Origin of the sequence: Paraconexibacter algicola, assembly GCF_003044185.1 — a bacterium.
Taxonomy (GTDB): Bacteria; Actinomycetota; Thermoleophilia; order Solirubrobacterales; family Solirubrobacteraceae; genus Paraconexibacter; species Paraconexibacter algicola.
The window spans coordinates 2,119,990-2,139,622 of sequence record NZ_PYYB01000001.1; the positions used below are offsets into that span (position 1 = coordinate 2,119,990).

Consider the following 19,633-nt stretch of genomic DNA (forward strand, 5'->3'; position numbering starts at 1 on the left):
GGTCCGTCTCCTGGCGCAGGTCGTCCGGCGTTCGGTCAAGCCCCCGCTCGACTACGGCCCGGAGCTGGTCGATCAGGTGCGGTTCGTCATCGCGATCGCGTGGTTCCCGCTGATCCTCACGTCGTTCGCGCTCTCCTTCGGCCCGGCGGGCATCCAGGCATCCGGGTTCCTCGGGCTCTTCGGAGCCCTCGATCGGCTCGGCGCCGCCTACAACCTCATCGTCGTGCGCGAGTTCGCGCCGCTCGTCACGGCGATCGTGATCGCGGGCGTCGCAGGCACCGCCATCACCGCCGACCTGGGCGCCCGGGTCACCCGCGAAGAGACCTCGGCACTGGACGTCCTCGGGGTCGACCCGATCAAGGCGCTCGTCGTCCCGCGCCTCCTCGCCCTGGTCTTCGTCTCGATCCTCTTCAACATCTTCGCGCTTTGGGCGGGACTGCTCGGGGCCGTCGTGGTGGTCGCGCAGAACGACGCCGCCCTCGGGCCGTTCTTCGCGTCGTTCTTCGCCAACGCGACCGCCCTCGAGCTCGGCGCCTCGTTCGTCAAGGTCGCCGTCTACGGCATCGTCATCGCGACGGTCTGCTGCTACCAGGGCATGAACGCCAGCGGCGGCCCCGAGGGGGTCGGCCGCGCGGTCAACCGGGCCGTGGTCATCGCGTTCCTGTGCATCGGCGCAATCGACTACGTCTTCACGCAGCTGCTGCTCGCCACCAACCCGATCCTCTCGCAGACACGATGAGCTTCCCGGGATTGGACCGACTTCGCAGCTCGTCCCGGACCTTCGGGGAAGGCGCGGCCTTCTCCGGGCAGATCATCGGCGGGGCGCTCACCGGGCGGGTGCGCCGCTACGGCGGAGAGGTCCTGCGCCAGGCGGAGATCCTCGTCGCCGGGTCACTCCTGGTCGTGCTCGGACTCGTGTTCGCCCTCGGGCTCGTCGTCGGGATCGAAGGCGCGTACGGCGCCCGTCTCGTCGGGGCGCCGGCCGCCGCGGGCGCGTTCACCGCGATCGGCGATCTGCGCGAGATCGCGCCGTACGCCTTCGGCTACATGATGGCCGCGAAGGTCAGCACCGGCTACGTCGCCGAGATCGGCACGATGCGCATCACCGACGAGATCGACGCTCTCGACGTCATGGGCATGGACTCGCTCCTCTACCTGTGCTCCACCCGGCTTCTCGCGACATGGATCGTTCTCCCGTTCATGTACGCGATCGCGATCGTCGTCTGCTTCATCGGGTCGTTCATCGCGGTCGTGGTGCAGATCGGTCAGGTCTCGGCGGGCGGCTACCTCGAGCTGTTCTGGAAGTTCCAGAGCGTCGACGACTACATCTTCTCCGGCATCAAGGGCGTCGCCATGGGGACCTTCGTCGTCCTGGTGGGCTGCTTCTACGGCTACACCGTCCGAGGTGGCCCCGTCGAGGTCGGTCGCGCCACCGCCCGCGCGATGGTCGCCAACCTCATCGGGATCCACGCCATCGGCATCATCGGCAGCCAGCTCTTCTGGGGAGGCAGCCCGCGGCTGCCGATCGGCGGATGACCCGGGACGCCCGCAACCGCTGGACCGCCCTCGGTGCGATGCTGCTCGTCGCAGCCGCGCTCGGCTACGTGGTCCTGCGCGGCGAGGACTACACCCTGCGCGCGCAGTTCGCCAACGCCGGTCAGGTCGTCAAGGGCGGCGAGGTCCAGGTCCGCGGTATCAAGGTCGGCTCGATCGACGACATCGACCTCACCCCGGAGGGTCGCGCCGAGATCACCCTCAAGATCACCGACGACGACGTACTCCCGCTGCGCGAGGGAACGCGGGCCGCGATCCGTGCCGTCGGCCAAGCGGGCGTCTCCAACCGCTTCATCGACCTGCAGCCGGGCGACGGCGACCGCGTGCTCGACGACGGGGCCGTGCTCGGCCCCCGTCAGACGTCGGGCATCGTCGACCTCGACGCCGTCCTCAACGCCTTCGACCCGGCGGCGCGACGCGACCTGCAGGCGCTGGTCGGACGCTCGCGCGAGATCTTTGCGGGGAGCACCGCCCCGACCTTCAACCGCCTGCTCGGCCGGCTCGATCCCGCCCTGAGCGAGACCGAGAGCCTGGCGTCCGAGGTATCGGCCGACGGCGACGCGCTGCAGCGCGTGATCCGCGACGGCGCCACTGCCACTCAGGCGCTCGCGTCCCGGCGTGAGGACCTACGCCAAGGCGTCGTGGAGGTCTCCCGGACGTTCGCGGCACTGGCCGCCGAGCGCGGCGCGATCGGCGCGATGCTTCGACGGGCGCCGACGCTGCTGCGGGCCGGCGAGCGCACCCTGACCGACGCCGCCGACACGCTCGAAACCGCTCGGCCCGCGCTCCGCGCGGCGCCTTCCGCGGCGCGTGCCGCGGAGGAGACGCTGCGCGCGCTGCCGACCACGCTCAGGGCGGTCCGAGGTCCGGCCGCTGAGCTCGAGGCGCAGATTCCCGACCTCCGCGCGAGCTTCGCCGCGATGCCGCGGCAGCTTCCCGCGATCCGCACGGCGATCGCCCGGACCGGAACCGCGTCCGCCGCGTTGCAGCCGATCGTCCGTGGCCTGCGCATCTACGGGACCGACCTCGTACTGGGCATCTTCAACGGCCTGGCCGGCCTCGCGACCGGCAACCAGAACGCCACCGGCGGCTACGTCCGGCTCCAGTTCACGCAGAACCCGCAGACGCTTCTCGGCGGGCAGCTCGGCTCGCTCCTGTCCCAGCAACCGCTCGTCCCCGGGCTCTTCTCGACGAAGTACAAGCAGAAGCGGCGTTGCCCCGGGACCGGTGCGCCCCCCGCCCGCGACGGCTCGTCCCCGTACATCCCCGACCCGACGCTCTGCGATCCGTCGCAAGGCATGTCGGCCGACGTGAACGAGCCATGAGCGCGAACGTTCGCTTCTCACTGGCCGCCGTCCTGGTCGTCGTCGCCGCCGTGGTGCTGGTCAGCCGCGGGACTGACAGCCCCGCCGACTACCGCGTCGACGTCGTGTTCGACACCGCCAAAGGCATGGTGCCCGGGCAGCTCGTCAAGGTCGCCGGCACGAAGGTCGGAGAAGTCCGGGAGGTCAAGCTCACCCCGGAGAGGCGGGCACGCGTCACACTCGAGGTCGAACGGCGCTTCGCACCGTTCCGCCAGGACGCGACCTGCCGCATCCTGCCGGAGGGACTCATCAGCGAGTACTTCGTCGACTGCCAGCCCGGGCGAAAGACCTCGCCGCCACTGGAAGACGACGTCCTTCCGGTCACCCGGACGAGCGTCCCCGTGTCGCTGCAGGACGTCATCGACGTGTTCTCCCTCCCGGTCGATCAGCGGATCCGGGCGCTCGTCACGGAGCTGGGGATCGCGACCTCCGGGCGCGGGCAGGACCTCAACGCGATCCTGCGGCGGGCCAACCCGGCGCTGCAGAACGTCCGCGACATGCTCGCCGTCCTCGATGCGCAACGCACCACGCTGGCGTCCGCGATCAGCCAGACCGATGGCGTCCTCGCCGAAGTCGCCCGCGATGAGCGGTCGGTCCGCCGGTTCGTGACCAGCGCCGCCGACGTGACGGAGACCACCGGGACCCGGGACCGTGCACTCAGGCGCAGCATCAACCGCCTCCCGGCGCTGCTCGACCGGGCGCGCACCGGCCTGACCGACCTCGACGAAACCGCGATGGCGACCACCCCACTCCTCGACGGTCTGCGCGAGGCGGCCCCCGAGCTCGAGCGCTTCACCCGCACGCTCCCCGCCTTCGCCGAGGCGGGCGACTCGACGCTGAGGACGCTCTCACCGACCCTCCGGAGCGGTCGTCGGGCGCTGCGGTCGGCGAACCCGGATGTCCTGCGACTCCGGCGCACCCTACGCACCGTGGAGCCGTCCGCCGACCTGCTCTCCCGCTTCCTCGTCGACCTGCGCAACCGCGGCGGGATCGAGCGCGTCCTCAACGTCACCTACACGCTCGCAGCACTCACCGCCGGGAGGGACGAGCTCAGCCACATGCTCTCGTTCTTCATCAACGTCGCCCCGCAGTGCATCGTCGCGCCGACCACCTCCGGGTGCTCCCACAAATACACCGCGCCCCAGCAGGGCGCCGTTCCGGTGAACACCGGCCCCGCACCCGTCACCCGCGGCACGGCGATCGACCTGCTCCGGAGGCTCGGCGGATGAGTGGACGCCGACAGCTCCGGGCGCGTCGCGCCGCTCGGGTGGACAAGGCCGTCGGCTTGGTCACGGCGGTCGTGCTGCTGCTGATCGCCGTGGTCGCGTTCCGTGCGAACAGCGGCGTCCCACTGGAGCGCAGCTACCGCGTCACCGTCGACGTCCCGAACGCCGCACGGCTGATCAAGACCAGCGACGTCCGAATCGGCGGCGTCCGCGTCGGCCAGGTCCAGGAGACCAGCGCCGTCGCCGAGCCGGACGGCACGACCTTCACCCGTCTGATCCTGAAGCTCGAGGAGGGCGCAGGTCCGCTCCCATCCGACTCGCGAGCCGCGGTCCGTCCCGGCGCGATCCTCGGCGCCTCCTACCTTGCACTCGAGCCGGGGCGCTCGCGTACGACCATCCCTGACGGCGGTCGGCTCCCGGAGGGCAGCGGGCGGAACGCCGTCGAGCTGACCGACCTCCTCGACGTCTTCGACCGTCGCACGGCACAGGCCATGCAGGAGTCCGTCGTGACCACGGGGGACGGGTTCGCGGGACGGGGCGCAGGCCTCAACGAGACGCTCGGACGGACGGCCGGCATGCTCCCGCCGCTCAGTCGCGTCGCCGGCGCACTCGCCGACCCGGAGACCCGCCTGGCGCCGCTCATCGTTGCGGCGGACCGCACGTCCGCTGCGTTCCTGCCGGTCGCCGGCGATCTCGCGGGGCTGGTCCGATCTGCCGCCACGACGCTCGAGGCGGTCGCCCGCGAGCGTCGCGCCCTCGGAAGCGCGATCGACCGCGCCCCGCGCGCGATCACACGGACGACCCGCGCCTTCACCGATCTCGCCCCGGCGCTCGCCGCGCTGCGCCAGACGAGCATCGACCTGACCCCGGTGGTCCGCCGGCTCCCCGCGACGCTGCGTCGCACCAACTCGGCGCTCCGCGCGGGACGGTCCGGCGTCGCCAGCCTCCGTCGCACCGCGACGCCCCTGCGGACGGCCTTCGTCGCCCTCGACGCCCTTGCGCGCGTACCGCAGACCGACGGCGTCCTGCGGAAGGCGGCAGGCACGTTCGCCGCGCTCGGCACGCTGTTCGAGGTCCTCACCCCGGCACAGGTGCACTGCAACGTGGTCGGGCTCTGGGCGGAAGGCTGGGCGGGCACGTTCGCCGCGCTGGGCTCGGGTGGCGGACCCGGCGTCGCCAACCTCGTGATCACGTCGCTCGGCGCCAACGGCGAGATCCTGCAGCAGGCTCGCCCATCGTCGGACGCCGAGATCAACTACCTCCCGAACGCCGACGCACAGGAGTGCGAGAGCGGCAACTCGCCGTCCGACGGCCGCCAGCATCTCGGGAACCGCCCAGGGCTGCAGTCGCCGACGACCCGAGAGACGGTCTGGCCGGCGGACGCGCGCGACCGCGCCGACCGCGCCGGGCTGCTCGACGAGCCGGTTGGAGGCGGCCGATGAATCTCCGCCAGACGACAGCCGGCCGTCGGCGCATCCGGTGGTTCCGCAGCCCGGTCAATGCCGGAATGCTCACGGTCCTTCTGGTCGCCGTAGCCGTCTACGCGGCGTTCGTCCGGACCACGCCGCTGAGCCAGCCGTTCGAGATCCGAGGCCAGTTCCTGACGGCGAACCAGCTCCGCGAGGGCAACCCGGTCCGGGTTGCGGGCGTCGACGTCGGACGGGTCACCGGCATCAGACCCGGCCCCCGTGGGACGTCGGTCGTCGTCATGCGGCTCACGCGACCGCAGGACGTCCCTCGGCACCCCACCCTCAGCATCAGGCCCCGGCTCCTGTTCGAAGGCAACTTCTACGTCGACGTCAGCCCGGGCGCCCCGGGCTCGCCCGCGATCGAGCGCGACATGACCGTGCCGGTGGCGCGCACCCGCATCCCGGTCCAGCTCGATCAGGTGTTCAACGTCCTGGACGAACCCACTCGGGGTGCCGTGGTCGACAGCGTCGATCAGCTCGCCCGCGGACTCGGCGGCGGCCGAGCGTCGGGAGCCGCCGGCATCCGCACCGGCGTGACGCAGCTCGAAGCGGCCGCCGACGACCTGACAGCTGTCGCGCAGGCTGCCCACGGACAGCGAGACACCGACGTGCGACGCGCCGTGCAAGGCTCGGCGGCGACCGCCACGCAGCTGGCCGCGGACGACACGGCGCTCGCCGCCTCGGTGACGGACTTCCGCAGGGTTGCAGGAACGCTCGCGTCCGAGGACGCGGCCCTGGCGGCGAGCATCCGCGGCTTCGCCGAGCTGGGGCGCACCGGGCCGGCGGACCTCGCCGCGATCCGCTCGGCGCTCCCAGCCGTCGACGAGCTCACGACCGAGCTCGTCCCGGCGCTCCGTCGCGCCCCCTCCAGCCTGACGGCGACCACCGCCTTCCTCCGCGAGATCGACCGCCTCACCGCGGCGCGCCGACTCCCGGCCCTCCTGGAGGGGACCGGGCCGATCGCCGAGGCGCTCCCCGGCACGCTCGGCGGCCTCGGGCAGGCGGCGCGGCACCTCGCTCCCTTCGCCTCGTGTCTCAGCACCCATGTCGTTCCGACGCTCGAGATGACCGTTCCGGACGGAGCGCTGACCAATGACGAACCGGTGTGGAAGGAGCTCCTGCACCTCGGCGCCAACCTGGCCGCCAGCTCGCCGAGCTTCGACGGGAACGGCACCGCCATCCGGCTCGGCATCACCAACGGCGTCCAGACCGTCCGCGGCCTGCTCCCCGGGATCGGTGATGTCGTCTCGAGCGCAGACCTCCAGGGCGTCAGCCCCCGGTGGCTCGGCTACGCCCAGCAGCCCAAGGTGCGCCCGGATGCCCGCTGCGCGGATCAGCCACTTCCCGATCTCGGCGCACGCAACCAGCTGATCGGCACACCGCCCGCAGGTCGGCGCACCCCGCGGAGCACGAGCGCCGACCGCGCGACGACCCTCCTGGCGCGAATGCTCACCGCGCCGACCGCGCAGAGAAAAGTCGCGCTGCGCAGCAGCCTGCTCGACCTCCTGGGACTCGAAGCCCCCGCCACCGCACCACAGCGACCCACCCGCCCCACCAAGGCCCGACCCGGCCTGCTCCCGCTGCCGGTCCCGACGCCGCGCCCAGCCCCCGTGCGGCCGACGAAGCCCACAAAGGCACCGACCGTCCAGGAGACGGTGGACGACCTGACCGGCGCCGTGGAGGACGTCGTCGGCGGCCTGCTCGGCGGAATCCTGGGAGGGAAGCGATGACCTCGCGTCTGCGCTGGTTCCTGGTGCTCACGACGCTGATGGTCGCGGGCGTTGCGTCGGCCGCGTACGTGCTCGTGCAGCAGCGGGCGCCGATCCCGTTCCAGGACACCTACACGCTCGACATCGAGTTGAGCGCCGCCGACGGCGTCGCGCCCGGACTCGGCCAACCGGTGCTCGTCGCCGGGGTGAAGGTCGGCTCCATCACCGACCTCGACATCCGCGACGGCCGAGCGACCGTCGGCGTCACGATCAAGCGCGGCACCCTGCCGTCCGTCCATGAGGGTGCCACGGCGTCCCTGGAGCCCATCACGCCGCTCAAGGACATGCAGCTCAACCTCGACCCCGGCCCGGTCGGGGCACCCAAGCTTCGCGATGGCGCGGTCCTCGACATCGGGAGCACCGAGGTCCCCGTTCCGCTGGCGGACCTGACCAGCACCCTCGACTCCGACACGCGCGCCTTTCTCGGCTCGCTCATCGCCGCAGTCGGCGAGGGCACGCGCGGACGAGCCGACGGTATGCAGGCTGCACTGCGCACGCTCGGGCCGACGACCCACGCCGTCCGTTCGGTCTCCGCCGCCCTCGCTGACCGCCGCAAGCAGCTCGCCCGCCTCGTCACCAACGTGTCCCGCCTCACCGCCGCGGCCTCCCGCGACGACCGGCTCGACGACCTGGTCGTCGGCTCGGCTGCGACGCTCAACGCCGTCGCAGTCGAGGAGCGGGCGCTCCGCGGGACGTTGGAGCGGCTCCCCTCGACCCTTGACCAGACACGCCGTACCCTGAGCTCGACCGCAGCGTTCGCCCAGCGGGTCCCGCTGACCGTCGACGCCCTGCTTCCCGCTGTCCGGCGCCTGCCGAGCACGCTGGATTCCCTCGGCGGCTTCTCGCGAACCGGAACGCGATCGTTCTCTCGCGACCTCATCCCGTTCGTCGATCGCGCCGTCCCGGTGGTCCGGAACCTGCGCCCGGCCGTCGCCGCCCTCCGACGCGCCACACCCGACCTCGTCCGGGCCCTGCAGGTCGCCGAGTACATGACGAACGTCGCCGCCTACAACCCGGAGGGCGACGACGAGGGCTACCTGTTCTGGCTCTCGTGGTTCATCCACAACTTCAACTCGACCTTCGACACCTCCGACGCCCACGGAGGCTTCGGTCGGGCCAGCGTGATCGTGTCGTGCAAGAACATCACCGGAACGCCGGTGGTCGACCAGTTCCTTCAGCTCGCGATCGGCGCCGCCGGCGCGTGCGACGACGGCCAAGGCGGGGGGCGCTGAATGGAGACACGCAGCCCGACCAGAGGCCGCCTCGTCGTGCCCCTGCTCTTCACCCTCGTCTGCGTCGTCGGCATCATCGCCACCTGGCGGTCCTTCGGCGGCGACCTGCCGCTTGGGGCGCGTGACTATCGCGTCGGGCTGGTCGTCCCCGACGCCGGGAATCTCCAGGAAGGGGGAGAGGTACGGGTCGCCGGAGTCGGCATCGGCAAGGTGCACACCGTCGTCGCCGGAACCCGGGGGGCAGAGGTGGAGATCGACATCGAGCCGCGGTTCGCGCCGTTGCACCGGGGGACAACGGCGATCGTCCGGTCGAAGTCGCTGCTGGGCGAGGCCTACCTGGAGCTGCGGCTCGGGCCTCCATCCGCCCCGGCCTACGCGGAGGGTGCGGAGCTGCCTGCCAGCGCCGTCCGTCCCAACCAGCAGTTGGCGGATGTCGTCTCGACGTTCGAGCCGAAGACCCGCGACGACGTCCGCGGCCTCTTCCGCGACCTCTCGACCGCGGTCGACGACCGGTCGCAGGAGATCAGCACCGCGCTCGGACGCGCCCCCGGGGTCACGCGGGCCCTGGACCAGGCGCTCCGCGAGATCGACGCCCAACGCGAGCAGCTCGACGAGGTCGTGGGTGGCACCGCCGACGTCCTGGACGCTCTCGGCTCCGACGCGGGAGCGGTACGAAGCGCGGTCGTCAACGGCCGACGGTTCCTCGACGCGACCGCGGCCCGCTCCGAGGAGCTGTCCCGTCTGGTCCGCGTGATGCCCAGGTTCCTCGCCGCGCTCGACCGGACCTCGGTGCGGATCAGCGCGGTGGCGCCCGATATCCGACGAGCGGCGACCGCCCTGCGTCGAGTAGCACGGGTCGCACCACCGGCGCTGCTGGAGATCGACCGCACTGCTCCGATCGTGCAACGGCTGTTCGCGGGTCTCCCCGGGCTGAGCTCGTCGATCGTCGCCGGCACGCCGAGCCTGACGCGCCTTCTACGGACGTCACCGACGCCGTTCGCGCAGATCTACGACATGAGCCGCGAGCTCATCCCGTTCCTGCAGCTCGCGGCGGCCGACCGACGTGAGATCACCGGAGTCTTCGCCAACGTCGGCAGCGTGCTCAGCGGAAAGTCCCAGCTCGGCGATGGGCGCATCGTCAACTACGGATCAGGGTTGCCGGTGATCTGGAACGAGATCGCAGCGGGCTGGGTCCGGCGCCTGCCGACGAACCGGCTCAATCCCTATCCGCGCCCCGGGGGCGCCGAGACGATCGCCACCGGCGGCCTCAAGGCTTTCGACTGTCGTAACACGGACAACGTCCCGTACCTCGCCGCGACCGGGTCCGGGGCGCCTCCCTGCCTCGAGCAGGAACCCTGGACCTTCAACGGGACGACGGCGCAGTACCCGCGGCTCCAGCTGGACCCGCCATGACCCTCGACTCGACGCGTGATCCGCCGACCGTCGACGATCTCGACCGTGCCCTCGTCAGTCGGCTGCGGGAGGACGGGCGCGCGACGAACCGAGGTCTCGCGAGGTCGCTGGACGTGACCGAGCGCACCGTGGCAACGCGCCTGCGGCGACTCTCCGACGCCGGGCTGGTCCGGGTTGTGGCGGTGACCGACATGGAGGCGTTCGGGCTCACCGCCCTCGCGTTCGTGCTCATCCGCGTCGCCGGGCGACGCGCTGATGCCGTTGCCGAAGACCTCGTCGGGCTGGACGAGGCGATCGGTCTCGCGACGGTCACGGGGAGCGAGGATCTCGTGGCGATCGTCCTGTGCCCATCGCATGCACGGCTCGCCGACGTGCTTGCCGAGGGGATCGCGGTGATCGACGGTGTGACCTCGCTCCATTGCGAACTCGCGGCCAAGGTCCTGCGCTTCGACTCCCAGTACGGGCGAATCACGCCGCAGCCGCGCTCCGGGAGCAGCCTGCTCCGCGCGGCCCGTTCGCCGCACGACGACCTCGACATCGAGATCGTCCTGGCGCTGCAGGCCGACAGCCGCGCGTCCAACCGGAGCATCGCTGCGAGTCTCGATGTCAGCGAGGCGACGGTGCGCGCCCGGGTCTCCCGACTGGTCGACAACGGCACGCTGCGCATCCAGGCGGTGTGCGACATCGAGAGCTTCGGCATCACCGCCTTCGGCTTCCTCGGGGTCCGCGCCGAACCTGGACAGGTGGAGCCGGTCGGACGGAGCCTGCTCAGGTTCGACGAGCTCGGACTGGTCGCCCGGTCCATCGGCCGCTACGACTTCATCGCGATCCTCGCGACCACGAGCCGTGAACGCGCCCTGCGGACCGTGCAGCGGGAGATCGCCGGGCTGGAGGCCGTCGCCACTGTGGACTTCCACGAGGGCTCGACGGCCGTCAAGCACGAGTTCACGTGGGCGAATTTCGGGACCGGTTGACAAAGTGACGAGGCTCTAGTCAGATTAGACCTATGGCCACCGTCTCCGAACCGCCCGTCATGTCGTCTCCCGAGCTCGCCCGTGGTCGACGCTTCGGTCACATCCACGTCTGGGGTGCGATCGGCTTCGTGTCGGTCGCGTTCATCGTCGTCGTCATGGCGCAGTGGGTCGCGGACGGCCTCTTCACGTACGGCACCGGGTCCGACGACTTCTCGACCGGCCGGCTCGTCGTCCTGCGGTTGGTCGAGTTCTCGCAGTTCCTGGCGCTGCTGGTGCTGCTCGCTTACTTCGTCGTCCGGCCGCTGCTTGCGCGTCGACGCCTGCACTTCGACGGACTTCTGCTGCTGGCCGTCCTGCTGCTGAACTTCTGGGACCCGCTGGACAACTACCTCAACTTCGCGTTCCAGTACAACGCGCACCTGATCCACGTGAACTCCTGGGGGCACTACTTCCCAGGCTGGGCCTCGGGGCCCGACGTCTGGGTCATTCCGGTCTTCTTCATCCTCGGCGCCTACACCTGGGCGTTCTTCGGGGCGGCGCGCATGGGCTCCCGCGCGCTGGACTGGCTCACCGTCCGCTGGCCCGAGCGGGGCACGGCGACGAAGCTCCTGGTCGTATGGGCGCTCTGCGCGCTCCTCGTCGCGGTCTCCGAGCTCATCTACCTGCAGTCGTACTCGTTCGGCAACCTCGCGACCCCGGACGCACTGACCGTCTGGGCTGATCGCTTTTACGGCTGGCCGGTGTACAACCCGATCTTCTTCGCTCTGCCCTGGGTCGCACTGGCCTGGCTGCGGTGGGGGAGGGATGCCGACGGGCTGTCCTTCGTCGAGCGAGGCGCCTCGCCGTCGTTCGTCGAGGGCCGACCGCACCTGTGGGCGCTCTGTCGCTTCATGGCGATCTTCGCCTACGCGCAGGTCACCTACATGCTCCTGTACTTCCTCCCGTGGAATCTGCTGACGACCTTCGCCGAGGCGCCGCCGTCGACTCCGAGCTACCTCCCGCTGCCATGAGCGTTGACAAAGTGACTAGACGCTTGTCAGAATGACGGACATGGCCTCCACTATTTCGCCCGACCAGGCCTCCTCGGCCGGCTCGTCGCTCTCCCGCCGCCCGGTCCCGGGTCCGCGAGGGATCCCTGGGCTGGGTGTCGTGCCGCAGATCGTGCGTGACCCGTACGGCTCGTTCGAGCGGATCGCTCGGGAGTACGGCGACGTCGCCCGCGTTCCGATCCCCGGGATGCCGTTCGTGCTCGTCAGCCACCCCGACCACGTCAAGCACATCACCAACACCCGTCACAAGGACTACCCCAAGCCGGAGCTCTTCCGCGACATCCTGTTCCGGGACGCGCCGCGGTTCCACGGCATGGCCAACGGTGACGAATGGAAGCGAGTGCGCCGCGTCCTGAACCCGAAGTTCACGTCCCGCGGTCTGGCGCCGCTCGAGGAGTTGATCGTCGCCGCGATCACCGAAAGCGTCGAGGACTGGGACCGGTTCGCGCGCTCCGGCGAGTTCGTCGACATCCAGGAGCAGCTGGCGCTCGTGACGATGTCCGTGCTGCTGCGCTCGATGTTCACGCGCCCGGCCTCGCGGGCGGAGATCGAGCGGCTCGCCGAGAGCTACCTGCGGATCACGCACGGCATGGCGATCGCGATGCTCACCACACCACTGCCGAACCGGATCCCGCGACCCTTCGAGCGCAGATACACGCGCGCGAAGGAAGACGTCTTCGCGTACATCGACGCGATGGTCGCGGAACGACGGCAGAACCCGGAGGTGGGGGAGGGCGACCTGCTCGACATGGTGCTCGGCGCGGAGTTCGACGACGGCTCCAAGCTCTCGGACGAGCACGTACGCCGCGAGCTCCTCGGGTTGATCTTCGGCGGATACGAGACGACCGCCGCCGTCATGTCGTGGGTCCTGGCCCGGCTGCCGCGTCACCCCGACGCGCTGGCCCGCGCCTACGATGAGGTCGACGCGCTAGGCGGCGTCCGACCGGGCCTCGACGACATGGACCGGCTCCCGTGGCTGCGCGCGTGCTTCGACGAGTGCCAGCGGCTGCAGGGCTTCTCGGTCAACGCCCGCGAGGCGACTGTCGACGACGAGATCGGCGGCTTCCACATCCCTGCCGGCACGACCGTCGCGTTCTCCGGGCAGCGGCTGCACCGCGACCCGCGCTGGTGGCGCGACCCCGAGCAGTTCGACCCGTCTCGATTCCTCGACGACGACATCGACACCTACGCCTTTCTCCCGTTCGGCGTGGGGCCGCGCCGCTGCCTGGGCATGCGCATGGCCTACATGGTCGGGCTCTGGACGCTGGCGACGGTCATGCAGCGCTACCGGTTCGAACATCCGCCGGGATGGGAGCCGCAGCCGCGCTTTCTGTTCTCCAGCCCGGTGAAGGGGGGAGTGCCCGTCCGACTCGTCCCTCGCACGGACCCTTGAACATGACGCCGTCCCCCAGGGTCGCCATCGTCGGTGCGGGTTTCGGTGGCCTGGCCGCCGCGATCGAACTCGAGCGTGCCGGTGTCGACTACACGGTCTTCGAGCGCGCCGACGAGGTCGGCGGGGTCTGGCAGGCCAACACCTATCCCGGCGCCGCGTGCGACGTCCCTTCGGTCATCTACCAGTTCAGTCACGCGCTCAACGACAACTGGGGGCGACGCTTCGGAACCCAGGCGGAGATCCGGGACTACCTCCGGAACGTCTCTCTCGACACGGGTGTGCGCGGGCGGGTCCGGTTCGGGAGTGAGGTCACCACCGCCCGGTTCGACCAGGCGACGGGGACGTGGGTGCTCACGCTCGCGGATGGTGCCACCGAGTCGTGCGACGTCCTCGTCTGCGCGACCGGACAGCTGAGCCGGCCGAGCTTCCCTCCGGTACCCGGTCGCGACGTGTTCGCCGGGGAACAGTTCCACTCCGCGGAGTGGGATCACACGGTGGAACTCGCCGACCGCCGAGTCGTCGTGGTCGGCAGTGGGGCGAGCGCGGTGCAGATCGTGCCGGCGATCGCTGACGCCGCGCGCGAGATCACCGTCATCCAGCGCGATCCGAACTGGGTCGTGAACAAGATCGACTGGAGCCCGCCGCGAGCCGAGCGCATCCTCGCCTCCCGCGTCCCGGGTTTCCTCCGCGCCTACCGTGCGCTGATGTGGTGGTGGTTCGAGTCTCGTTACCCGGTCTTCGTCCCGCGTCGGATGAGCGCGATCCGGAAGGCGCTCGAGTGGCGGCAGCGCCGCTTCATCCGCCGCTCGGTCGGGGGAGACCGCGCACTGGCCGAGAAGCTCACCCCGGACTACGCGCTCGGCTGCAACCGCATCCTGCTCTCGCGCGAGTGGTACCCGACGCTCGCGCGAGAGGACGTGAAGGTCGTCGCTGCCGCGGTCGACGAGGTCACGCCGGACGGCCTGCTGGTCGGAGGCGAGCGTGTCGAGGCGGACGTCATCGTGTGGTGCACCGGGTTCACCCCGACGGAGTACCTCGCGCCCATGCAGGTGGTCGGACGTGACGGACGTGAGATCCGTGAGCACTGGGCCGAAGGCCCGGAGGCCTACCTCGGCCTCAGCACCCCGGGCTTCCCGAACCTGTTCATGTTGTACGGCCCGAACACCGGGAGCCTGACCAACACCATCGTCTCGCTCCTGGAGTACCAGGCGGGGTACATCCGGCAGGCCGTCGAGCACATCGCCGCGCACGGTGAGCCTCTCGAGGTTCGCGAGTCGGTCCACCGAGGGTTCAACGAGGAGCTCCAGCGGCGGCTCGGCCGCACCGTGTTCACGCTCGGCTGTCCTGGGTGGTACACGACCGCCGGTGGCAAGGTCACCACGGTGTGGACCGGGTCGCACCTGGAGTACCGAAGGCGTACCCGCCGGTTCGACGCTGATGCCTACGAGCACGTCCACTGACCGCCAAGGCCTGGGGCCTCGAGCCCAGGATCGTCCCGCGATCGCCCCTCTCCCCGGTCGCAGGACGCCGGGCACGGCCGTCGGCGTCACGCTCTCCGGCGACGTCGACGGCCAGTGCCGCCCGGTCGGTCGCAGCCCTGCGACCTTGCGAGCGATGATCGCCGTTGGCCAGGAGCACGCGATCAGCCAGGAGCCCTTGCTCGCCGGGACGACGCTCCGGCCGGAGCTGGCCTCCCGACTCTCGTTCGACGAGGAGCTCCACGTCATGCGCAACCTGGTGCTGCTCTGCGACGACGCACCCGGACTCGGGGTAGAAGTCGCGTGCCGGATCGGCTTCAGCAGCCTCGGGCCGCTAGCACTCACCTTGCTGGCCTGCGGGACGGCCCGCCAGGCGATCGGGTTGGCCCTCGACGTCCCGCCGCTCACACTCACCGCGACGCACGTCGGCGAGATCGCCGGCTCGAACGGCTCCGGATACGCGTTCGACACCCGCGCGCTCCCAGAAGATGTCCGGGCCTTCGCGCTCGAACGAGATCTGGCCCTCTGCACCCGCCTCCTCCTGATCCTCACGCAGGACCCGGCCGCGCTCCGCCTCGAAGTCCCGCTCGAAGACCGGCGAATCACGGCGCTCGCCGACGCAGCGCTCGGCGTGCAGGTGACCGCGGGTTGCCAGGGCACCTTGCGGATTCGCGCTTCGTCACTCGACGTGCCGCTACCGAGCGCCGACCCGCTGACGCTCCCGTCGCTTCTCGCCTCGACGTACGACCTCGCCCGCCACCAGGCGACCCGTGTGTCCTGGGCCGATCGGGTGGAAGACCTCCTTGCCGCCAAGCTCCGTGACCCACCGGCGATGACCGAGATCGCACACCAACTCCACCTCGACGTCAGGACCCTTCGGCGAAGGCTCCGCGACGAGGGGACGTCGTACCGCGAGCTGCTGGACGGTCGCCGAGAAGCCCGCGCCAGAGAGCTGCTCGGCGCGGGCCGGAACGTCACCGCCGTCGCAGCAGAGCTTGGATTTCACGACGCAGCGACCTTCTCCCGTGCCTTCCGGAGGTGGTCCTCGCACCGGCCTGGGCAGCTCGTCGGCGTCGACCGAACCGACTGAAGTCCGTTCCGGCCTACCACCGGGCCGAACGGGCCATCGACAGGAACCGGTCGCGAGTCGAGGATCGCGACATGAACGATCCCACCGCTCCTCGTCGATCGACGCTCCGTCGTGAGGGAGACGATCGCCTCGCCCTCGTAACCGGGGCGTCCAGCGGCATCGGCGCGGCCTTCGCCGAGCTGCTCGCGACGCGCGGGTACGGCGTGATCCTCGTCGCCAGACGGGCCGACCGGCTCGAGGACCTCGCCGACCGGCTGCGGACGACGCAGAACGTCCAGGCGGAGGTGATCGTCGCGGACCTGGCCGTCGCGGATGCCCCCCGCGACATCGCGTCCGAGCTCGAACGTCGGGCGCTACGTCCCGACTTCCTCGTCAACAACGCCGGGGCCAGCGTGCCCGGGCGGTTCGATCTCATCGACTGGGAGGAACATGCTCGCCGCCTGCAGCTGATGGGGCTGGCTCCGATGGAGCTGACGCACCGGTTGCTCCCGGCGATGGTTCAGGCCGGCTGGGGGCGCATCGTCAACGTCAGCTCCATCAGCGCCCTGGTCCAAGGGGCGCCGACCGAGGTGCTGTACACGAGCGCGAAGGCCATGCTGCGGAACTTCAGCGAGGGCCTCGACGCCGACATGCGACCGCTCGGAGTTCGGTGCACGGTGAGCATGCCCGGGTTCACCGACACCGAGCTCATCGACGGCTCTGGACTGCGGGCCCAGGTCGACGCTTCCCGGCTCATGCGCGCAGCGATGATGGCGCCCGAGCAGGTCGCCGAGGAGGCGTACGAGGCCGTCATGCGTGGACGGCAGTCCATCGTGCACGGCGCGCACCACAAGGCGTTCGCCGTGGCGCTCCTCCATTCGCCACCGACTCTCCGGAGAACGCTCGCGCATCGGGCGGTCCGCGCCAGCACGGGGGTGGCGGCCCATGCCTGAGACGACGACGGATGCCCCGCACGTCATCGTGGTCGGCGGCGGTATCGCAGGGCTCTCGACGGCGGTCTGGTTGAGCGAGCGTGACGTCCGTGTGACGGTGCTGGAGTCCCGCGGCCGCGCCGGCGGCCGGACGATCGGAATCGATCTGCCCAAGGCGAGCACGACGGTGGACAATGGGCAGCACGGCATGCTCCCGTGCTATACCCGTCTTCGGGAGTACCTCGAGGCGATTGGCTCGCTCGACCTGATGACGTGGCGGTCGACCTGGGTGCAGCGGGCCCCGGGTCTGGGTCCCGTGAGCATGACCCCGGTCGCACTGCTTCGCTCCGGAGCGATCAAGCTCCGCGAGCTCCCCTGGTTGGTAGTCGCCGGGGCGCGGTTCGCCACGGCACTCGTCCGCCTCCCTCGTCGCCTCGACGACGTGAGCGTCGACGAGTGGCTGCGTGCGATCCGCATGCCGCAGTCCGCACGGCGGATGTTCTTCGATCCGTTCGTGATCGCGCTGAACGACACGCCCGATCGGTACTCGACCTACTCCATGCTCGAGATCATCCGGTCGTTCATCGCCCGGTCGGTCCGTGACCCGCGGAAGCTCGGGCTTGGGTACTCGACGGTCGATCTCAGCTCGCTGTTCGTCACGCCGGCGGTCGAGCTGCTCGAACGTCGCGGGAGCACGATGCGGCTGCGCAGCGCGGTGGAGGTCGTGGAGCAGGTCGATGGTCGCTGCACCGGTGTTCGCCTCTCCGACGGAACCGTTCTCGCAGCGGACGCCGTCGTCCTGTCGGTCCCGCCGTGGGATCTCTGCAAGATCGTCGACGACAGCGACCTCGACCAGGGGTTCTTCGGGACCGCCAAGGAGATCGAGGCCGCGCCCATCGTGTCGACTTACGTATGGCTGGACGAGCCACTGGAGATGACGCATGACTTCGAGGGCATGATCGGGACGACGGCCGAGTGGATCTTCGACCGCACGGCAATGCACGGTGAGCGGGACCCGATCGGGCACGGCTACAGCCTTGTCACCAGCGCCGCCTACCGACTGCAGCGCCTGGCGAACGCGGAGATCGTCGAAGAGGTGCTCGACTCGATCGCGCAGCAGTTCCCGGAGTTCGCAGATCGGACCGTCGTGCAGACCCACGTCGTGCGGCAGCCGCGCGCGACGTTCTCCCCCCGCCCCGGGTTCCAGCGGCGTCGACGTCCGCAGCGGACACCTGTCCCTCGGTTGATTCTCGCCGGTGACTGGACCGAGACCGGCCTGGGCTCCCTTATGGAAGGCGCTGCCGAGAGCGGTCGGCGCGCGGCGCACGAGACGCTGACCCAGCTCGGGCGTGCGTAGGCGAGCACTTCGGATCACCACCTGATCGGAGGTTGCAGATGGCATACGTGATCGCTCAGCCGTGCATCGGAACGAAGGACAACTCCTGCGTGGAGGTCTGTCCGGTTGACTGCATCCATCCGACGCCTGACGAGCCGGACTACGACAGGGTCGAGCAGCTCTACATCGACCCCGAGGAGTGCATCGACTGCGACGCATGCGTCGAGGCATGCCCGGTCGACGCGTCGTTTGCCGAGGACCAGCTCCCGGGCGAGTGGGCGAAGTTCGTCGCCATCAATGCGGAGTACTTCGCAAGATAGGCGGTGACGGTCGCGGGTCCGACGGCATGTTCACTGCCGGACGCCGCGACCAGGATCCTGGATGAGATGCAGCGCAACCTTCTCAGCCACGGGCGGGTCACACCAGAGGCTGCTGGAGACTGGCACGAAGAAGTCGCGCGAGGCGAACCGCAGCAGGGTGTCCCGCAGCGAGGCGGGGTAGAGGACGTTGGCGTCGAGGACGACCGAGAAGGCCACGGGGTCAAGCTACCCGTGGCCCCGGCTACTCCCGGCGGGTTAGCGGTAGCCGCCTTCGAGGTCCTGGGAGAGCTGGGAGAGTTCGTCGAGCTGCTGCTCGCGAGCCTCCTGGCGGGCAGCGCGGTAGGCGAGGACGTCCTCGACCATGAGCCGCCGGTGGGTGCCAACCTTTTCGAACGCGATCTCGCCGCGGTCGAGCAGCTTGATCAGGTGCGGCCGGGACATGTGGAGCATCTCGGCGGCCTGCTGCGTGGTCAGCTGCTTGCCGGTCGGCATCAGCGTGATCGTCTGCCCGGCAGCCATGCCCCGGACCACGAACGCAAGCGCCTCGAACGCGGATGCTGGGAGCTCGACCTGCGAGCCGTCGGGCCCGATCAGGCACGGCCGGTAGCCGTCCTTGCCGAACGCGTCGTCGATCGTCTTGCGGATCTCGGCGAGCGCGTCGACCTCTTCTGGCGCTGGGCGGACGATCGCATCCAGCGCTTGCGTATCAGCGGACATCAGTCCCTCCTCAGGGTCTAAACGCAATATACGAAACGCCGCTCCCGGGCGCACTACGCGACTCCGCGGCCCGCCGTCCGTGCGAAGGGCTCGGTCTAGCGGGGTCCGTGTGGGGTCCGAAACGCCGGTCACGGCGGGTACACTCAGGGCATGTTCCGACCGTCGAGCGTGGTGCTCGGCGGCGAACTTGCCCGCTCAGTCCGGACTTTCGCGGACAGGATCGGACTCAGCTCCGGACCGCGAGAACACCTGACCTGCTCGTAATGAAGGGGTCAGCGGTTCGAATCCGCTCGGCGGCTCTGGCAAGTTCGCTGCAAACCACGAGATTTGCGAACTAG

General features: G+C 70.2%; 18 protein-coding genes. 16 read left to right on the forward strand and 2 right to left on the reverse strand.

Annotated features, from left to right (window positions below; all coding sequences use genetic code 11):
• The first annotated feature begins 76 nt into the window (after positions 1-76).
• The 16 genes from C7Y72_RS09945 (at position 77) to C7Y72_RS10020 (ending at position 18,578) form a co-directional block, all read left to right on the forward strand.
• Entirely contained in the window at positions 77-739 is a 663-nt protein-coding gene (locus C7Y72_RS09945; protein WP_233243793.1) for an MlaE family ABC transporter permease, read from the forward strand.
• The gene (locus tag C7Y72_RS09950) at positions 736-1,536 is read left to right on the forward strand and encodes an MlaE family ABC transporter permease (RefSeq protein WP_107568587.1); all 801 of its coding nucleotides are present in this window, start codon (positions 736-738) and stop codon (positions 1,534-1,536) included. Before C7Y72_RS09945 ends, C7Y72_RS09950 begins: the two co-directional genes overlap by 4 nt.
• Positions 1,533-2,879: an MlaD family protein gene (locus C7Y72_RS09955; RefSeq protein WP_107568588.1), complete on the forward strand. Its 1,347-nt coding sequence runs from the start codon at positions 1,533-1,535 to the stop codon at positions 2,877-2,879. The genes C7Y72_RS09950 and C7Y72_RS09955 overlap by 4 nt, the downstream gene beginning before the upstream one ends.
• Complete coding sequence (locus C7Y72_RS09960; protein WP_107568589.1) at positions 2,876-4,147, forward strand: MlaD family protein; 1,272 nt, start codon at positions 2,876-2,878, stop codon at positions 4,145-4,147. The genes C7Y72_RS09955 and C7Y72_RS09960 overlap by 4 nt, the downstream gene beginning before the upstream one ends.
• Complete coding sequence (locus C7Y72_RS09965) at positions 4,144-5,586, forward strand: MlaD family protein (RefSeq protein WP_107568590.1); 1,443 nt, start codon at positions 4,144-4,146, stop codon at positions 5,584-5,586. The genes C7Y72_RS09960 and C7Y72_RS09965 overlap by 4 nt, the downstream gene beginning before the upstream one ends.
• A 65-nt stretch (positions 5,587-5,651) precedes the next feature.
• Entirely contained in the window at positions 5,652-7,343 is a 1,692-nt protein-coding gene (locus C7Y72_RS09970; protein ID WP_158276769.1) for an MlaD family protein, read from the forward strand.
• Positions 7,340-8,614, forward strand: a complete 1,275-nt coding sequence (locus C7Y72_RS09975; RefSeq protein WP_107568592.1) for an MlaD family protein — start codon at positions 7,340-7,342, stop codon at positions 8,612-8,614. Before C7Y72_RS09970 ends, C7Y72_RS09975 begins: the two co-directional genes overlap by 4 nt.
• Positions 8,615-8,650: 36 nt before the next feature.
• On the forward strand, positions 8,651-10,027 hold the full coding sequence (locus C7Y72_RS09980) for an MlaD family protein (protein ID WP_158276770.1): 1,377 nt from the start codon (positions 8,651-8,653) through the stop codon (positions 10,025-10,027).
• Positions 10,024-11,001: an Lrp/AsnC family transcriptional regulator gene (locus C7Y72_RS09985; RefSeq protein ID WP_107568594.1), complete on the forward strand. Its 978-nt coding sequence runs from the start codon at positions 10,024-10,026 to the stop codon at positions 10,999-11,001. The genes C7Y72_RS09980 and C7Y72_RS09985 overlap by 4 nt, the downstream gene beginning before the upstream one ends.
• 32 nt (positions 11,002-11,033) lie before the next feature.
• Complete coding sequence (locus C7Y72_RS09990; RefSeq protein WP_107568595.1) at positions 11,034-12,011, forward strand: spirocyclase AveC family protein; 978 nt, start codon at positions 11,034-11,036, stop codon at positions 12,009-12,011.
• 40 nt (positions 12,012-12,051) lie between these two features.
• Entirely contained in the window at positions 12,052-13,443 is a 1,392-nt protein-coding gene (locus C7Y72_RS09995; RefSeq protein ID WP_284690348.1) for a cytochrome P450, read from the forward strand.
• A gap of 2 nt (positions 13,444-13,445) precedes the next feature.
• Positions 13,446-14,903, forward strand: a complete 1,458-nt coding sequence (locus C7Y72_RS10000; RefSeq protein ID WP_233243796.1) for a flavin-containing monooxygenase — start codon at positions 13,446-13,448, stop codon at positions 14,901-14,903.
• A gap of 154 nt (positions 14,904-15,057) precedes the next feature.
• A complete protein-coding gene (locus tag C7Y72_RS10005; RefSeq protein WP_158276772.1) occupies positions 15,058-16,011 on the forward strand; it encodes an AraC family transcriptional regulator in 954 nt (317 codons plus the stop codon).
• A 71-nt stretch (positions 16,012-16,082) separates the two neighbouring features.
• Positions 16,083-16,943: an SDR family NAD(P)-dependent oxidoreductase gene (locus C7Y72_RS10010; protein ID WP_107568599.1), complete on the forward strand. Its 861-nt coding sequence runs from the start codon at positions 16,083-16,085 to the stop codon at positions 16,941-16,943.
• Positions 16,936-18,279, forward strand: coding sequence for a hydroxysqualene dehydroxylase HpnE (hpnE, locus tag C7Y72_RS10015; RefSeq protein ID WP_107568600.1), 1,344 nt, complete (start codon positions 16,936-16,938; stop codon positions 18,277-18,279). Before C7Y72_RS10010 ends, hpnE begins: the two co-directional genes overlap by 8 nt.
• A gap of 38 nt (positions 18,280-18,317) precedes the next feature.
• Entirely contained in the window at positions 18,318-18,578 is a 261-nt protein-coding gene (locus tag C7Y72_RS10020; protein WP_107568601.1) for a 4Fe-4S dicluster domain-containing protein, read from the forward strand.
• Positions 18,579-18,608: 30 nt separating this feature from the next.
• Here the strand turns inward: C7Y72_RS10020 and C7Y72_RS10025 are convergent, their stop codons facing one another.
• The gene (locus C7Y72_RS10025; protein WP_107568602.1) at positions 18,609-18,794 is read right to left on the reverse strand and encodes a hypothetical protein; all 186 of its coding nucleotides are present in this window, start codon (positions 18,792-18,794) and stop codon (positions 18,609-18,611) included.
• A gap of 39 nt (positions 18,795-18,833) precedes the next feature.
• Positions 18,834-19,295, reverse strand: a complete 462-nt coding sequence (locus tag C7Y72_RS10030; protein WP_107568603.1) for an excisionase family DNA-binding protein — start codon at positions 19,293-19,295, stop codon at positions 18,834-18,836.
• Positions 19,296-19,633 lie beyond the last annotated feature (338 nt).

Excerpts from the sequence above, each read along its gene's own strand:
- C7Y72_RS09950 (WP_107568587.1), top strand. The coding sequence starts at position 736 with ATGAGCTTCCCGGGATTGGACCGACTTCGCAGCTCGTCCCGGACCTTC.
- C7Y72_RS09955 (WP_107568588.1), top strand. The coding sequence starts at position 1,533 with ATGACCCGGGACGCCCGCAACCGCTGGACCGCCCTCGGTGCGATGCTG.
- C7Y72_RS09960 (WP_107568589.1), top strand. The coding sequence starts at position 2,876 with ATGAGCGCGAACGTTCGCTTCTCACTGGCCGCCGTCCTGGTCGTCGTC.
- C7Y72_RS09965 (WP_107568590.1), top strand. The coding sequence starts at position 4,144 with ATGAGTGGACGCCGACAGCTCCGGGCGCGTCGCGCCGCTCGGGTGGAC.
- C7Y72_RS09970 (WP_158276769.1), top strand. The coding sequence starts at position 5,652 with ATGCTCACGGTCCTTCTGGTCGCCGTAGCCGTCTACGCGGCGTTCGTC.
- C7Y72_RS09975 (WP_107568592.1), top strand. The coding sequence starts at position 7,340 with ATGACCTCGCGTCTGCGCTGGTTCCTGGTGCTCACGACGCTGATGGTC.
- C7Y72_RS09985 (WP_107568594.1), top strand. The coding sequence starts at position 10,024 with ATGACCCTCGACTCGACGCGTGATCCGCCGACCGTCGACGATCTCGAC.
- C7Y72_RS09990 (WP_107568595.1), top strand. The coding sequence starts at position 11,034 with ATGGCCACCGTCTCCGAACCGCCCGTCATGTCGTCTCCCGAGCTCGCC.
- C7Y72_RS09995 (WP_284690348.1), top strand. The coding sequence starts at position 12,052 with ATGGCCTCCACTATTTCGCCCGACCAGGCCTCCTCGGCCGGCTCGTCG.
- C7Y72_RS10000 (WP_233243796.1), top strand. The coding sequence starts at position 13,446 with ATGACGCCGTCCCCCAGGGTCGCCATCGTCGGTGCGGGTTTCGGTGGC.
- C7Y72_RS10005 (WP_158276772.1), top strand. The coding sequence starts at position 15,058 with ATGATCGCCGTTGGCCAGGAGCACGCGATCAGCCAGGAGCCCTTGCTC.
- C7Y72_RS10010 (WP_107568599.1), top strand. The coding sequence starts at position 16,083 with ATGAACGATCCCACCGCTCCTCGTCGATCGACGCTCCGTCGTGAGGGA.
- hpnE (WP_107568600.1), top strand. The coding sequence starts at position 16,936 with ATGCCTGAGACGACGACGGATGCCCCGCACGTCATCGTGGTCGGCGGC.
- C7Y72_RS10020 (WP_107568601.1), top strand. The coding sequence starts at position 18,318 with ATGGCATACGTGATCGCTCAGCCGTGCATCGGAACGAAGGACAACTCC.
- C7Y72_RS10030 (WP_107568603.1), bottom strand. The coding sequence starts at position 19,295 with ATGTCCGCTGATACGCAAGCGCTGGATGCGATCGTCCGCCCAGCGCCA.